Consider the following 14,260-nt stretch of genomic DNA (forward strand, 5'->3'; position numbering starts at 1 on the left):
GTCAGATCAGCGCGACCTTGTCGCGGTACGCGCGGGCCGGCGCGGTGTCCCGGTAGGGCTCCAGTCTGCGTTCGAAGTCCCGGACGTACTCCAGGGCCCGTACGGACCGCATGTCGGCCGCCTGCTGCGCGGCCTCGGCGCCCAGCTGGCACGCCTGGTCGAGCTCGCCGAGGCCGAGCCGGGCGCAGGCCAGCACCACCCGGCAGAACAGCCGGCTCCGGGCGAAGCCGGGGGCCCGCAGCTGGAGGGAGCGTTCGGCGTGCTGCGCCGCGGCCCGGTACTGCTGGAGGTCGCGGTAGCAGTGGCCGAACTCGTCGGCGAGCTGGGCCTGGTCGAAGAACCGGGCCCAGTGCGGTACGTCGTCCCCGGGCCGGGCGGCGTCGAGTGCCCGCTCGGCCCGTACCAGGGACGCCGTACACGCCCGTACCTCACCGAGCACGCCGTGGCCCCGGGCCTCCGCGGCGTGCAGCAGCGACTGGACGGTGTGCGGCGCGGACGAGCCGATGCCCTGCTGGGCGACCCGGGCGAGCTGCACGGCTTCCCGGCCGTGGCCGAGGTAGACGGCCTGGCGGCTCATGGTGACCAGCACGTACGACCCGTAGGCCCGGTCCGCGGCGGCCTGCGACAGCCGCAGGGCCTGGACGAAGTACCGCTGGGCGAGCCCGTGGGCGGCGATGTCGTACGAGGTCCAGCCCGCGAGCCGGGTCAGCTCGGCGGCGGCGCCGAAGAGCCGCCGTCCGGTCTGCTCGCCGTAGACCCCGCGCAGCATCGGCTCGGCCTCGTGCTCCAGGTACCGGACGAGGGCCTGGCGGGCGTGCCCGCCGCCGTAGGCGTTGTCGAGGGTGCGGAAGAGTTCGGCGACGGACCGCAGGGCGGCGATGTCCCCGGCGGTGACCCGGTGGCCGGGGCCGCGTTCGGTGCCGCGCTGTCTCTGTTGCGGGACCGTGCGGCCCTGGGCGGGGATACGGAGCGCCCCGCCCGGTTCGGCGGCCCGGACGGGACCCTCGGGACGGCCGGGCCGCTCCAGGCCCCGGACGGCCCGTTCGGGCAGTTGCCCGGCGCGTGCCGCGGCGAGCGCGGCGCGCTCGTCACGGCGGTCGGCGGGGACCCGTTCGTCGCCGCGGCTCACCTTGTCGTCGGCGCGACCGATGAGCCAGTCACGGCTGGGCACGACGAGCCCGGCCGGGGTGAAGGCGATCTTGCGTAGTTCGGCGTGGCTGCCGGAGTCCTTGCGCCACAGGCCGCTGACGATGTCGACGGCCTCTTCGGGGCCCGCGGCGAACTCCAGGCCCGCGTACACGGGCGCGCACGCGTCGAGCCCGAGGTCCTGGGCGGTGAGTCTGCGCCCGAGGCGGCGGGTGAACACTTCCGCGATGAGCGCGGGGGTGGTGCCGCGTGGCTGCTGTCCGCGCAGCCAGCGGGTCACGGATGTCTTGTCGTACCGCAGATCGAGCCCATGCTCCAGACCGAGCTGGTCGACCCGGCGGGCCAGCCCCGCGTTGGAGAACCCCGCCTCCGCGATGAGGGCGGCTAGCTGGCGGTTGGGTGTGCGCTGCGGAGGTCGTTCCGTCATCAGATGTGCGGTCTCCTGCCTTTCGGGCCACACCTTGAGCGGCCCTTATGGCCTTGTGAACGGCGTGAATGTAGCGGGAGAAGCCGTCCGCAACGCCACCTTCGCCCCGCATTCATCCGATCGTGTGAGGATCGGCCCGACGGCTGACGTAGTTCGGCGGGTCGTACAGTGGCTGGGGTGGATATATGCGCCCCAAAGTCATCAGGGAGGCACGTGCCGTGAGTGAGCTTCGGTTCGTCCGGCTGGGATTCGGCGCGGACAGGGTGGAGTACCGGGCGGCGTGGGACGAGCAGCGCCGGGTGCACGCGGCCCGGTTCGCCGACGAGGTGCCGGACACCTGCCTGCTCCTGGAGCATCCGCCGGTCTACACCGCCGGCCGCCGCACCCAGGACAGCGAGCGCCCGCTGGACGGCACACCGGTGATCGACGTGGACCGCGGCGGCAAGATCACCTGGCACGGCCCGGGGCAGCTCATCGGCTATCCGATCATGAAGCTGCCGCGTCCGGTGGACGTGGTGGCCCATGTGCGCAGGCTGGAGGAGGCGCTCATCCGCACCTGTGCGGAGTTCGGCCTGACGACCACCCGCATCGAGGGCCGCAGCGGGGTGTGGGTGCTCGGTGATCCGGTGGAGCGCCGCCCGGCGCTCGGCGGGCTCTCCCTCGACCTCGACCCCCGGCTCGCCGACGACGAGTTCGACCCCCGGATGAACGGCCCCGAGTACGCCCCGTCGAACGCGGGCCAGCGCCGCGAGGACCGCAAGGTCGCCGCGATCGGCATCCGGGTCGCCAAGGGCGTCACCATGCACGGCTTCTCGCTGAACGTGAACCCGGACAACACCTGGTTCGACCGGATCGTGCCGTGCGGCATCCGTGACGCGGGCGTGGCGTCGCTGGCGGGCGAGCTGGAGCGCGCTCTCACCATCGCGGACGTGCTGCCGGTCGTGGAGCGCCATCTCGCGGACGTCCTGGAGAACGCCGAGCTGCTGCCCCGCGAGGTGCCGGAGGCGCCCGCCACGGGACTGCGGCCCGCCGCCGCGTCCGGGCCGCGGCACACCGCGGGCGCCGGGACCTGACCCCGGCGGCGCCGGGCGCCGACGGCACCCGGTGCCGATGACATCTTGTTCCCCGGACGGGGGAATGGGCCCCGATGATCTGAGGTTGGACTCACATCAGGGCCGTACACCTGACGGGCGTACCCTGGTGGACGCCCATGAATCGAAGCACAGGGAGCCGATGTGTCCGCAGTCGCACCCGACGGACGCAAGATGCTGCGCCTGGAGGTCCGCAACAGCCAGACCCCCATCGAGCGCAAGCCCGAGTGGATCAAGACCCGGGCTAAAATGGGCCCCGAGTACACGAAGATGCAGAAGCTCGTCAAAAGCGAGGGACTGCACACGGTGTGCCAGGAAGCCGGTTGTCCCAACATCTACGAATGCTGGGAGGACCGCGAGGCGACGTTCCTCATCGGCGGCGACCAGTGCACCCGGCGTTGCGACTTCTGCAACATCGACACCGGTAAGCCCCAGGCCCTCGACCGTGACGAGCCGCGCCGCGTCGGCGAGTCCGTCGTCACGATGGACCTGAACTACGCCACGATCACCGGCGTCGCCCGCGACGACCTGGCCGACGGCGGCGCCTGGCTGTACGCGGAGACCGTCCGCCAGATCCACGCCATGACCGCGGAGCGCCCCGAGGGCCGCACCAAGGTCGAGCTGCTGATCCCGGACTTCAACGCCGAGCCGGACGCGCTCGCCGAGGTGTTCTCCACCCGTACCGAGGTGCTCGCGCACAACGTCGAGACGGTGCCGCGGATCTTCAAGCGCATCCGCCCCGGTTTCCGCTACGAGCGCTCCCTGAAGGTGATCTCCGAGGCCCGCGCGGCCGGGCTGGTCACCAAGTCGAACCTGATCCTCGGCATGGGCGAGACCCGTGAGGAGATCAGCGAGGCGCTGCGCGAGCTGCACGACGCGGGCTGCGAGCTGATCACCATCACCCAGTACCTGCGGCCGACGGTCCGCCACCACCCGGTCGAGCGCTGGGTGAAGCCGCACGAGTTCGTGGAGCTGAAGGCGGAGGCCGAGGAGATCGGCTTCTCCGGTGTGATGTCGGGCCCGCTCGTCCGGTCCTCGTACCGCGCCGGGCGGCTGTACAAGATGGCCGTGGAGAAGCGCGGCGCGTACGTCGCCTCCCAGGCGGTCTGAGGCACCACCTCACGCGGGCCCTGGCGGCCCGTGTGACTCTCCGCACAGGCTCCTACCCGCCGGTAGGAGCCGGGTCGACGCGGCCCCGACGGTCCCCGCAGGTGGGACGACCGCCGGGGCCGCGCCGCTGTCCGGTGCGGACCCGCGTCAGGGGTTCATCACCGTTTGACCGGTGGGTCACGCACTGGTAACACCGAACCGTGACCCTGGTTCCACTCCGCGTACACCGCCGTACGGCACCGGAGCACGAACCAGTACCGCACAACCCGTCGCGCCCGGCCCCCGGCCCCGCCGTGCCGCCGTGCGGGACCGCACCGCCCGCCGCGCTCCAAGGGGGAACCACCATGCAGGCCGCGCCGCCCGTCCGCGCCACCGCCCGCCCGTCCGTCACGACCGCGCTGCGCGCCGTCGAGTCGCTGCTGATGAGCGGGGGCCAGCGCACCGCCCGCCGCAACGCCTGGACCTCGGTCCTGGAGGACCGCCGCCGGGCCAAGGACCGCAGCGAGGCCGAGCTCGCGCTCCAGGACTCCCCCCACACCGCCCGCACCTCCTGACCCGGAGCCGTCCGGCCCGCACCCCCGGACGGCTGCGCCCGGGCCCCTGAACCATTCGGCCCGTACCCCCTGAACGGCCCCACCCGGGTCTCCCGAACCGTCCGACCCACACCCCCGTGAACGGCTCCGCCCGGGCCTCCCGAACAGTTCCGGCCGCGTCTCCTGAGCGGTGCCGCCGCCCGGCGGTCGCGGACCGTATGTGACCGGCCCCGGACCGCCGCGGAACCCTTCCCGGGCCCGCCGCTCGCCTCCCCGGGCCGTTCCCGCGCGATCCAGGGGCCACCGGGCGTCGTGGGCGCCACTCGGGGCACGTAGACTTCACACATGGCGAGGAAGGAATCCGCAGCGGACGCTGCGAACCCGGGGCGGCTCAAGCAGATCGCCCTCACGTACAAGATGACCCGCAGGGCCGACTCCAAGATCGGGCTCGTGCTCGCGGGGGTCGGGATCGGCACCCTCGGTGTCTTCCTCGCGTTCGGCTTCTGGATCGGGCATCCGGTCTATCTGGGCATCCTCGGACTGCTCATCGCGCTCCTCGCGACGGCGATCACCTTCGGGCGCCGGGCCGAGCGGGCCGCGTTCGGCCAGATGGAGGGACAGCCCGGCGCTGCCGCCGCGGTCCTCGACAACATCGGCCGGGGCTGGTCCACCACCCCGGCGATCGCGATGAACCGCAGCCAGGACGTCGTGCACCGCGCGGTCGGCAAGGCGGGCATCGTCCTGGTCGCGGAGGGCAACCCGAACCGGCTCAAGTCCCTGCTCGCCGCCGAGAAGAGGAAGATGGCCAGGATCGTGGCGGACGTGCCCGTCCATGACCTGATCGTCGGCACCGGCGAGGGACAGGTCCCGCTGAAGAAGGTCCGCACGACGATGCTCAAGTATCCGCGCGTCCTCAGCGGCCCCCAGGTCACCGCGACCAACGACCGGCTGCGCGCGATGGGCGACCTGATGAGCAACATGCCTCTGCCCAAGGGCCCCATGCCGAAGGGCATGCGGATGCCCAAGGGCGGCCCGAAGACGCGCTGACCCGCGACACCCAAGCGAAAAGGGGCGCCGGAACCCGGACGGGTTCCGGCGCCCCTTCGTCATACCCGGGCCGGGTACGCGTCGGCCTGCGCTGTCCGTGGCGCCCGCCGTTCGGGATCAAGCAGCTGTGCCCCGTACAGGGACGGAACGGGTGCCGCGTGCGGGGTCCCGCGTCCGACGGGGCCGAACCATCGGCGACGACGTCAGATACGGACCTGGATCGTGCGGGCCAGCCGGTCGTGCAGACCACGGCCGTCACGGTCCCAGACGAGGGCGGGGACGGCGAGGCACAGCAGCGCGCTGCGTACCAGGCCCCGCAGCGGGCGGGCGTAGCCGCCGTCCTCGGCGATCACCCGCAGACCGAAGAGCCGCCTGCCGGGGGTGAAGCCGACGGTGCCCACCGTGACGGCGTTCAGCACGAAGAAGACGAGCAGCGCCCAGTTGCCGGTGGACTGGCCGTAGCCGTCGGTGAGAAGGCCGTATGCGATCAGCATGCACAGGCCCCAGTCGACCGCGAGGGCACCGAACCTGCGGCCCGGGCGGGCGATCGAGCCGGGCCCGGACTCGGGCAGGCCGAGCTGTTCACCCCGGTATCCGAAGTCGACGCCCGCCTGCTCCGCGGCTTCGCGGGGGCCCGAGAGCCACGATCCGATTGCTTGCCTCTTGTCCACCCGTCCACGGTAACCGGGGGCGCGGGCCGTCCCGCTCCTGGGGTCCCGGGGCGGGGGCGCCGGGGAGAGGGCGTGCGCGCGGGGCGCGCACGGGCGGGTGACGCTCCTCACCGCCGTTCCCGGTCATGGCCGTGGCGCCACGGGGAATCCGGGTGGACGGCACCACCGCCGACGCCCTGGTTAACTTCGGCGAAACAAATGGGTCACGCTTGAGAAATCCCGCGTCCCTATCGTCAGGGCGAGCATGTGCCACCGCACTGGCGCACGTACGAGCTGCAACCCCGCCCCTCCCGGGTCGGGAGTAGGAGGAGTTGGATGTTCAAGAACGCCGACGAGGCCAAGAAGTACATCGCCGACGAGGACGTCAAGTTCATCGACGTCCGCTTCTGCGACCTGCCGGGTGTGATGCAGCACTTCACGATCCCGGCCAGGGTGTTCGACCCGGCCGAGGAGCTCGCGTTCGACGGTTCGTCCATCCGCGGCTTCCAGGCCATCCACGAGTCCGACATGGCGCTGCGCGCCGACCTGTCGACCGCGCGGCTGGACCCCTTCCGCCGTGACAAGACCGTCAACATCAACTTCTTCATCCACGACCCGATCACCGGCGAGCAGTACAGCCGTGACCCGCGGAACATCGCGAAGAAGGCGGAGGCGTACCTCGCCTCGACCGGTATCGCGGACACCGCGTACTTCGGTCCGGAGGCGGAGTTCTACGTCTTCGACTCGGTGCGCTTCAGCACCTCGGCGAACGAGGGTTTCTACCACATCGACTCCGAGGCCGGCGCCTGGAACACCGGTGCGGTCGAGAACAACCGCGGTTACAAGGTCCGTTACAAGGGCGGCTACTTCCCCGCCCCGCCGGTGGACCACTTCGCCGACCTGCGTGCCGAGATCTCCCTGGAGCTGGACCGGCAGGGCCTCCAGGTCGAGCGTCAGCACCACGAGGTGGGCACGGCCGGTCAGGCCGAGATCAACTACAAGTTCAACACGCTGCTCGCCGCGGCCGACGACCTGATGCTCTTCAAGTACATCGTGAAGAACGTCGCCTGGCGCAACAACAAGACCGCGACGTTCATGCCGAAGCCGATCTTCGGTGACAACGGTTCGGGCATGCACGTCCACCAGTCGCTGTGGAGCGGTGGCGTCCCCCTCTTCTACGACGAGCAGGGTTACGCGGGTCTTTCCGACATGGCCCGCTACTACATCGGCGGCATCCTGAAGCACGCGCCGTCGCTGCTGGCGTTCACCAACCCGACGGTGAACTCGTACCACCGTCTGGTGCCCGGCTTCGAGGCCCCGGTCAACCTGGTCTACTCGCAGCGCAACCGTTCCGCCGCGATGCGTATCCCGATCACGGGCTCGAACCCGAAGGCCAAGCGCGTCGAGTTCCGCGCCCCGGACCCGTCCTCGAACCCGTACCTCGCCTTCTCGGCGCTGCTGCTCGCGGGCCTGGACGGCGTCAAGAACAAGATCGAGCCGGCCGAGCCGATCGACAAGGACCTGTACGAGCTGGCTCCCGAGGAGCACGCGGGCGTCCCGCAGGTCCCGACCTCGCTCCCGGCCGTGCTGGAGGCCCTGGAGAACGACAACGAGTACCTCCAGGCCGGCGGCGTCTTCACGTCCGACCTGATCGAGACCTGGATCGACTACAAGCGCACCCACGAGATCGCCCCGATCCAGCTCCGCCCGCACCCCCACGAGTTCGAGCTGTACTTCGACCTCTAGAGGGCGGAGTCCCCGGGCGACCTGGGTGGAAGCCCTGCAAACAGGCTGTGACCTGCGAAAACTCTTCCCAGCAGTTCTCATTGTCACCGCTTGCCTTCCGCCCCCTTGTGCACCGAGTGTGCACCGCCCGGCCAACTCTCCGACGTGATGCCAGAAACAACAGCGAGGGCCGCTACCCCATAGTCGGGGTAGCGGCCCTCGCTGGTTTGTCCAGGCTCCGTGTGCGGGTCGCTGACCTGGCCTTTTACTGATGACTAGCGATGGGCTATGACCGTCTTGATCGGGTGTATTCGTTGAGATTTTGGGCCCGACGCGGGTGAAGGAAAATATCCGGTTTCTCGCGGATGACTATTGGGATAGACATCTGGGCCGGCCCGATCTTGTTTCTTGGAGCGAGGCGCACGTGGGGTCGCAGATGTCGAATTCATTGAAGTGAAATCGAGCAGTGACAAGCTGAGTGAAGATCAGCGGGACTGGATCGTGAACAACCATGAATTGCTGAAGTTGCCGTTTAAGATCGCGAAGGTGTACAGGGGGCCTAAAAATGGACCGGGAGAAGATAGAGGCTTCGGACGGGTCAAATGCAGAAGCCGATCGTGACGGTGAGGGAGTAGCGGTGCGCCGGGTTTAATCGACAGCCCCGTTGGGGCGAACCGTGGAATTTGTCAGTGGCGATTGCTTCGGTGCTGTTGCCAAAGCCGTGCAGCGTCAAGCAAGTTCATTGTCCAGTCGTCCGGGGTAACGCCCGCAATTCCTTCCCAGAGGTTCGCGCTGGCGTGGGCGAAGGCGTCCACCGCTCGGGGTGGTGCCAATGTCCAGGTGGGAAGCATCGCGACCGACTCCTCTGCGGCAGATGGCGTGTGGCCGGCCGCGATGAGCCAGATGACCCAGTGGGCTGGATCCAGCCAGGCGGCTCCGCGGGTGGCCCAGCCCCAGTCGACTAGGTGAGCGCGGTCGTGGGTGATGAGAACGTTGTGGTTGTTCCAGTCGGTGTGGAGCAGCGCGTTCCCTGCGAAAGCTGCCGCGTCGGCGGGGTCGGCGACGTAGTCGGCCAGGCGTTGTTCGGCGTGCCGGAGCTCGATGTCAGGGCAAGGGAGAGAGGCAAGCTCTTGGAGGGCGTCGGTGACTTTGGGCAAGTCGGGGGAGCCTGGGGAGTAGTCGGCATGGCGGCCGTCGATGGCCTCAAAGCCAAGGAGATCCCAGCCGCCGGCGATGGCATGGAACAGCAGGCGCGGGGCGAGCGGGGTCACGTACGGGTTGATGTCTGCCTCGCGTTGCTGCGTCCAGACCCAGCGATGGTCGGAGCGCAGGCCCTTGAGGAAGACGACTCCGCCGGCGGTGCGCGCGAGCGCGGAGAGGGAGCTGTTAAGACCGGTGCTGACGTCTTCGATCCTGAGAATCGAGCCGATCTCGGCTTCGATGGCGGTACGAGCGCCAGAGGGGAGACTGCCGAAGGTGATGGAGGGTGCGGGCATGGCCGTCAGGTTTCCAGATCTGAGCGCCAACAGGGGCCTCCGGCGCGAGGTGCCGCCGAAAGCCCCTGAAGGGATGGTCAGTTGTACGGGTTGTCGTCCCCGCAGCCGGGCGTGGTGGCCGCAGCGAAGTCGTCCACGTCGTCGATGAGGATGATCTCCGCATCAGGCTCGGACAGCGGGCGGATGGGGGCGATCTCGACTGCTACGGCGGTCATGGTTCAGTTCCTTGTAGTCGCGTGTTGGCAGTACCTGTCCAGTGGTGCCTTCGCCTCCTGGTAGACCTTGGCCAGCGGCCGGCAGACCCGGCAGGTGCCGGAGAGCTGGCAGCCGGTGCAGCCACCGGTGCGAAGCATCAGAGAGTCGGCGATGCCGCCAAGGCGGCTCAGGCCCTCGACTCCCGTGGTCATGAGGGGGATCGCTTCGTCACGGCCGACCTTGCAGATGGTCGCCATGCCGTGCGGGTCGACGTGGAAGAAGGTGTGGCCGGCGTTGCAGCCGTTGAAGGGTTCGCGATCTGCGAGGTGGTCCGGGGCCTGGGCGGCGAGGGTTTCCGCGCCGCCGTAGATGGTCGGCGACATGTGGGTGTACTCGCGGTACGGCAGGTCGTAGCGGCCGGCGAAGGCACGCATCTGGTCGGCCTCATGGGCGTTGTGCCGTGTGATGATCAAGGCGAGATCGAGGGGTAGCCCAGCTTCGTGGGCTGCATCCAGTCCTTTGACGAACATGCGGTACGCGCCCCGGCGCCGGGTCAGCCCGTCGTAGGACTCTGCGGTGGCCCCGTACAGGCTGAGTGTGATCCGGTTCGGCCTCAAGCGGGTCAGCAGGGCGAGGTTCTTCGGTGCGGCAAGACGCGAGCCATTGGTGAGGATCTCGACCATCATGCCCAGCTCGTACGCCAGCCGGTACGTCTCGGGGAACAGCTTGTCGATCATCGGCTCACCGCCTGTGAGCTGGAGCCAAAGCACCCCCGAGTCCCTGATGGCGTGCAGTAGGCGCTCACGCTCGGGCCACTCCAGGCCGACGAATTGCTTCAGGCCGAGGTAGCAGTGTTCGCAGTCGTAGTTGCAGCCGAGGTTCAGCTCGTACGAGGCACGTCCGTACCCATAGGGAGAGCGGGAGCGGACCAGCACAGTCTCCCCGAGACGTCGGTCGCTCAGATCGGTTTCCCAAGCCCGGCGGGCCACGTCGGCCAGCCAGGTGGGCGCTGCGGAGGCGTCCGGCGTGGTGCGCAGTTCCTCATACCGGTGAACAGGAAGGCGGGCTGCCCTCGGACTGCCCGGTTGCACGAGGAGGTGGTGGTCGAGGTACGGGGCAGCGATCAGCTCGTGCATACGGACTCCTCACTCGGACTGCCGGGGATCAGGCGGGCCCACACGGTCTTGCCGAGCGGATAGCGGTAGTGGTGGCCGGTCTCCTCGGAGAGCGAATCGACGAGAAGCAGGCCCCGGCCGCCTTCGTCGTCCTCCCCTGCCTTGGTGGGGCGGGGAGGGGTACGGCTGGCGTCGGAGACCTCGACCAGGCAGCGCGGGCCGTCAACAGTCAGCCGAATTTCAAAGAGGTGCCCACGTCTGCCGCCGTGCTGGACGGCATTGGCGGAGAGCTCTCCGCAGACGAGGACCACCCGGCCGATGTCCTACTGGCCGTATCCCCAGCTCGCGAGCGTCTTGGAGACGAGGGCGCGGGCCAGGGGCACGCACTTGCGTGCTGGGCTGAACTGCATCTGCCACCGCAACGGGGTGGTCTGTCGGTCGTACGTCGTCATCGCGTGCATCGCGTCCCCTCGTCGCGGGCGGGCTGTGGGACACAAGTTCACCGCTGCGGCGATCATAGAATCAGGTCACGGTGATTACCCAACGTGGGTAATCTCCTCAGCAGTCGGTCTCATGTCAGCCCGTCCGGACGGTCGAGTGAGGGGGATGAGTGGCACGCTCGCAAGCCCACCGGGCTCTGCCGGCCGATCTGCTGGCCAGCGCGGCATGGCAGGAAGCCTGTCGCGCTCGGGACTTCGCCCGCATCTTCCGGCTGGTCAAAGTCAAGGCGGGGATCTACCCGTCGCAAATCGCCGCGCTGTGCGGCATGACGCCGAGCAGGGTCGGTGAGATCATGGCGGGGCGGCGCGGCTTGGCGCATATCGACGTGATCGAACGCGTCGCCGACGGCCTTCGCATCCCCGGTGCAATGCTCGGCCTGGCCCACCGCCCTTGGGAGATCCCTGCTTCCTCCACCACCGAGGAGAAGCCGCCCGAGCTACTCCCTGCCGTACCGCGCGAGCCTCAGCGCACCGAAGCGGCAGAGGAATTGGATGACCTTCTTGCCTTGGTCGACGGCCGGGCAACCCGCTCCACCCTCACGGCCCTGCGCTCCTCGGTCCAGGATTACTGGCGGCGCGACAACGCACACGGCGGCGCGACCCTGCGGCCGGCCGTCGTGGGGCATCTGCGCTATGTCGGCCGTCTCCTCGATTCTGCCGAGGCCGGCTTACGGCACGACCTCCAAGGGGTTGCGGCCGAGCTGGCACGGCTTTCCGGCTGGGCCTACTTCGACGCCCGCCAGTACAGCACCGCTCGCACCTACTTCATCCAGGCGCTCAAGCTCTCCCACACGCAAGGCGACAGCCTCTTCATGGCCAATGTGCTGTCCTGCATGAGCCTGCTGGCCACCTACGACGGCAACCCGAACGATGCCGTGGCCCTTGCATGCCGTGCCCAGGACGCGGCCCGCGCCGTCGGCGAACAGCCGCTCGTCATGTCGATGCTGCACTTACGTGAAGCGTTCGCCCATGCCGCCCTTCGAGACGCCCAGGCTTGCCACCAGGCCGTGGCTCGCTCCCGTGACCAGTACGAACGCTCACGCGGACACGAACCCGAGGCGCCTGACTGGGTCCAGTACTTCGACGAGACGAAACTCCTCGTCGACACCGGCATCGCCTACGCGCGCCTCGGCGAACCAGCCCGCGCCGAACCCCTCATCGCTGAGGGCTTACGTCGAGAAAATGCCGACCAACAACGAGGCCGGGCCTTCCACGCCTACTGGCTGGCCAGCGCCCAGCTCCAACTGGGCAAACTCGACGAGGCATGCACCAGCGCCGGCCTCGCCCTCGGCCTTGCCGCAGCCATTGACTCGCCACGAGTGAGCGGCCACATCCAGGAGCTTCACCGCCAAATGCTCCCCTACGCACGCGAAGCCCCCGTCCTCGCCTTCGAGCAGCGCATGCGTGAAGCCCTCGGCTGACCCCTTACGAGCTGCCGGTCGCCTCGTCCAGCAGCAGGTACAGCAGGCCGACCAGGCTGCCACTGCTGACGACCTCGCGGCGGTCGATCATGCCCCGGATCGCTGAGATCGGAATCCACTCGATTCGGTCGGACTCGTTCACCTCGGTCGGTGGGCCTGCAGACAAGGCTGTCTCGGCGCGGAAGATGAAGTGCTCGGAGTCTGTGATGCCGTTCGCCGGTTGCGCGTAGACCAGCGGCTTGAGGCCCTTCACACGCCAGCCGGTCTCTTCCTCCACCTCGCGGGCAGCGGCCTGCTCCGGGGTCTCGTCGGCCTCGATGAGGCCCATGGGAAGCTCCCAGCCCCAGGTGTCGGTGATGAACCGGTGCCGCCACATCATCAGCACGCGCTTCTGGTCGTCGACCACGGCCGCTACGGCCAGGTGCCGCATCCGGACCACATGGTGTTCCCACCGCCGGCCGTCAGGCTGCTGGACGTCCACAAGCCAGAGGTTCACCCATGGGTTGTTGTAGATCTGCCGCTCGCCATGGACGGTCCACTGCATGAGCCCAACTCCCTTGTTTCAGTGAAGTATCCAGCATGTCACTGTGACGAGAATCCGTCCGCCAGGTTGGCGCATCATCGCCCACGCCCGACGAGAGGGGGGAGTTTCGGAGTCAGCAGACATGACCGTTGAGGTGCTCTGCACTGTAGCCATTGTGCTGCTTGCCCTTGCGGCCGCGAGTCGTCGGCTGGACGCGTTATCGAGCCGCCAGATGAATACCTGGGCAAGGTGTTTGGCGGTGCCGAGTTCACGTCCTTCAGCGGCTCCGGTGAGAACGGAAGCTGGCGAGTGGCTGCCGGCCTCTGCGCGGCGCAAGGCGGCGGTCAAGGCAGGCCACGCGGGGTCGGCCAGGATTCGGCCGACTTGGGCGGGGAGAGTCACCCGCAAAATGCCTTCGTAGCGCGTGACGGTTTCGGCGGGCGGGGCACGACGGATCCGTTCGGACAGGACGGGCTGGTCCCCACCTCGGCCGACGTCGGGAAGTGCACGGACGCTGTGAAGGCAGAATCCATCTATGAGCACGTCGACTTCCGCACCGGGCTCGGCCCGGCAGAGTCCCGCCCCGCAGCAAGACCCGGGGCCTGCGGGCCCAGCCGGGCCGCCCTTCAACCGTCGTGTCCACATCGTTGCAGAGGTCCTGGACCGCCCTGAGGAACTGGACCTGCTCCAGCAGGTGTGCGACGCGATGAGTTGGCCCATACGCGAGCCGGTGGCAGGGGAGACCACGGTGACCACGGACGCGAGCGGGAGGCTGCGCGTGATCGAGGTCCGCATCCGCGGGGTTCGCGAAACGGCCGTCGAACAGGCGGTTACCACCCTGGACACGCTGGCCCAGAACGCCGAGCTCTCCCTGCACTGCCGCGATGCCACCCTTGTTGAGCGCGTCCAGCGACCACAGATCGAGTGGCACCTGCGGGGCAGGCGGAGACCGCTGAGTCGACGGATCAGCCACCGGCTCAAGTTCTGGGACCCCGCCGCCAACCAACACACAAGCATCCGTCTGGAGGACGCTCGCATCAAGGTAGTCCCCGACAGCGACTCAGCGTGCGCCAAGGCCGCCCGGTAGCGCAGCTCATGACCCGGCTACAGGTGCCGTGGGCGATCGGCAGGCCCAGGCAGAGCCTCCCCTTCCCCGCCATGTGCACCGATTATGCACCAGGCTGCTTGCCAGAAGGGCATCTGTGCAGGTCAGAGGGTTTGTCGAGCTGCACTTCGACCTCTAGGCGGGCCGGGCCGCCGGGAGACACCGGGCAACCGGAC

Annotated in this window: 16 protein-coding genes; 8 read left to right on the forward strand and 8 right to left on the reverse strand. The window is 68.8% G+C overall.

Features of this window, described 5'->3' with window-relative positions; translation table 11 throughout:
• Position 1 precedes the first annotated feature (1 nt).
• Positions 2-1,573 (reverse strand): NsdA family TPR-like regulatory protein, encoded by a 1,572-nt coding sequence (locus AB852_RS22115; RefSeq protein ID WP_073791358.1) that lies wholly within the window; start codon positions 1,571-1,573, stop codon positions 2-4.
• A 218-nt stretch (positions 1,574-1,791) separates the two neighbouring features.
• Here AB852_RS22115 and lipB point away from each other — a divergent pair, with 218 nt between their 5' ends.
• The 4 genes from lipB (at position 1,792) to AB852_RS22135 (ending at position 5,354) form a co-directional block, all read left to right on the forward strand.
• Positions 1,792-2,646: a lipoyl(octanoyl) transferase LipB gene (gene lipB, locus AB852_RS22120; protein WP_073791361.1), complete on the forward strand. Its 855-nt coding sequence runs from the start codon at positions 1,792-1,794 to the stop codon at positions 2,644-2,646.
• A gap of 162 nt (positions 2,647-2,808) precedes the next feature.
• On the forward strand, positions 2,809-3,774 hold the full coding sequence (lipA, locus tag AB852_RS22125; protein WP_073791363.1) for a lipoyl synthase: 966 nt from the start codon (positions 2,809-2,811) through the stop codon (positions 3,772-3,774).
• A gap of 344 nt (positions 3,775-4,118) precedes the next feature.
• The gene (locus tag AB852_RS22130) at positions 4,119-4,328 is read left to right on the forward strand and encodes an SCO2195 family GlnR-regulated protein (RefSeq protein ID WP_073791366.1); all 210 of its coding nucleotides are present in this window, start codon (positions 4,119-4,121) and stop codon (positions 4,326-4,328) included.
• 324 nt (positions 4,329-4,652) lie between these two features.
• On the forward strand, positions 4,653-5,354 hold the full coding sequence (locus AB852_RS22135; RefSeq protein WP_073791369.1) for a DUF4191 domain-containing protein: 702 nt from the start codon (positions 4,653-4,655) through the stop codon (positions 5,352-5,354).
• A gap of 203 nt (positions 5,355-5,557) precedes the next feature.
• Here AB852_RS22135 and AB852_RS22140 read toward each other — a convergent pair whose 3' ends face one another.
• Positions 5,558-6,025 carry an RDD family protein gene (locus tag AB852_RS22140; protein WP_073791372.1) on the reverse strand — a complete coding sequence of 156 codons (468 nt, stop codon included), beginning with the start codon at positions 6,023-6,025 and terminating at the stop codon, positions 5,558-5,560.
• 315 nt (positions 6,026-6,340) lie between these two features.
• Between AB852_RS22140 and glnA the strand changes: the two genes are divergently transcribed.
• A complete protein-coding gene (gene glnA / locus AB852_RS22145) occupies positions 6,341-7,750 on the forward strand; it encodes a type I glutamate--ammonia ligase (protein WP_073791375.1) in 1,410 nt (469 codons plus the stop codon).
• A 387-nt stretch (positions 7,751-8,137) separates the two neighbouring features.
• Positions 8,138-8,350, forward strand: a complete 213-nt coding sequence (locus AB852_RS41665) for a VRR-NUC domain-containing protein (protein ID WP_073791378.1) — start codon at positions 8,138-8,140, stop codon at positions 8,348-8,350.
• Between the two features lie 65 nt (positions 8,351-8,415).
• On the opposite strand, the gene AB852_RS22155 is transcribed toward AB852_RS41665, so the two are convergent.
• The 5 genes from AB852_RS22155 to AB852_RS40905 form a co-directional block, all read right to left on the reverse strand.
• A complete protein-coding gene (locus AB852_RS22155; RefSeq protein ID WP_073791381.1) occupies positions 8,416-9,225 on the reverse strand; it encodes an aminoglycoside phosphotransferase in 810 nt (269 codons plus the stop codon).
• A gap of 77 nt (positions 9,226-9,302) precedes the next feature.
• On the reverse strand, positions 9,303-9,440 hold the full coding sequence (locus tag AB852_RS39875) for a hypothetical protein (protein WP_178391086.1): 138 nt from the start codon (positions 9,438-9,440) through the stop codon (positions 9,303-9,305).
• 3 nt (positions 9,441-9,443) lie between these two features.
• A complete protein-coding gene (locus tag AB852_RS22160; RefSeq protein WP_073791384.1) occupies positions 9,444-10,556 on the reverse strand; it encodes a radical SAM protein in 1,113 nt (370 codons plus the stop codon).
• Entirely contained in the window at positions 10,544-10,846 is a 303-nt protein-coding gene (locus AB852_RS40900; protein ID WP_245876866.1) for an ATP-binding protein, read from the reverse strand. Before AB852_RS40900 ends, AB852_RS22160 begins: the two co-directional genes overlap by 13 nt.
• Before the next feature lie 12 nt (positions 10,847-10,858).
• Positions 10,859-10,996, reverse strand: a complete 138-nt coding sequence (locus AB852_RS40905; protein WP_245876867.1) for a hypothetical protein — start codon at positions 10,994-10,996, stop codon at positions 10,859-10,861.
• Positions 10,997-11,145: 149 nt separating this feature from the next.
• Between AB852_RS40905 and AB852_RS22170 the strand changes: the two genes are divergently transcribed.
• Positions 11,146-12,456: an NsdA family TPR-like regulatory protein gene (locus tag AB852_RS22170; protein WP_178391087.1), complete on the forward strand. Its 1,311-nt coding sequence runs from the start codon at positions 11,146-11,148 to the stop codon at positions 12,454-12,456.
• Between the two features lie 4 nt (positions 12,457-12,460).
• Here AB852_RS22170 and AB852_RS22175 read toward each other — a convergent pair whose 3' ends face one another.
• A complete protein-coding gene (locus AB852_RS22175; protein ID WP_073791389.1) occupies positions 12,461-13,000 on the reverse strand; it encodes an NUDIX hydrolase in 540 nt (179 codons plus the stop codon).
• Between the two features lie 514 nt (positions 13,001-13,514).
• On the opposite strand from AB852_RS22175, the gene AB852_RS22180 reads away from it, so the two are divergent.
• Entirely contained in the window at positions 13,515-14,066 is a 552-nt protein-coding gene (locus AB852_RS22180) for a hypothetical protein (protein ID WP_143201264.1), read from the forward strand.
• Positions 14,067-14,260: the final 194 nt, after the last annotated feature.

Source organism: Streptomyces uncialis (genome assembly GCF_001905345.1).
In the GTDB taxonomy this organism is placed as follows: domain Bacteria; phylum Actinomycetota; class Actinomycetes; order Streptomycetales; family Streptomycetaceae; genus Streptomyces; species Streptomyces uncialis.

What these genes read in the sequence shown, in the direction of transcription:
- AB852_RS40905 (WP_245876867.1), bottom strand. Translation starts at nt 10,996, where the DNA reads ATGCACGCGATGACGACGTACGACCGACAGACCACCCCGTTGCGGTGG.
- AB852_RS22175 (WP_073791389.1), bottom strand. Translation starts at nt 13,000, where the DNA reads ATGCAGTGGACCGTCCATGGCGAGCGGCAGATCTACAACAACCCATGG.
- AB852_RS22155 (WP_073791381.1), bottom strand. Translation starts at nt 9,225, where the DNA reads ATGCCCGCACCCTCCATCACCTTCGGCAGTCTCCCCTCTGGCGCTCGT.
- AB852_RS22160 (WP_073791384.1), bottom strand. Translation starts at nt 10,556, where the DNA reads ATGCACGAGCTGATCGCTGCCCCGTACCTCGACCACCACCTCCTCGTG.
- AB852_RS22130 (WP_073791366.1), top strand. Translation starts at nt 4,119, where the DNA reads ATGCAGGCCGCGCCGCCCGTCCGCGCCACCGCCCGCCCGTCCGTCACG.
- AB852_RS22180 (WP_143201264.1), top strand. Translation starts at nt 13,515, where the DNA reads ATGAGCACGTCGACTTCCGCACCGGGCTCGGCCCGGCAGAGTCCCGCC.
- glnA (WP_073791375.1), top strand. Translation starts at nt 6,341, where the DNA reads ATGTTCAAGAACGCCGACGAGGCCAAGAAGTACATCGCCGACGAGGAC.
- AB852_RS39875 (WP_178391086.1), bottom strand. Translation starts at nt 9,440, where the DNA reads ATGACCGCCGTAGCAGTCGAGATCGCCCCCATCCGCCCGCTGTCCGAG.
- AB852_RS22135 (WP_073791369.1), top strand. Translation starts at nt 4,653, where the DNA reads ATGGCGAGGAAGGAATCCGCAGCGGACGCTGCGAACCCGGGGCGGCTC.
- AB852_RS22115 (WP_073791358.1), bottom strand. Translation starts at nt 1,573, where the DNA reads ATGACGGAACGACCTCCGCAGCGCACACCCAACCGCCAGCTAGCCGCC.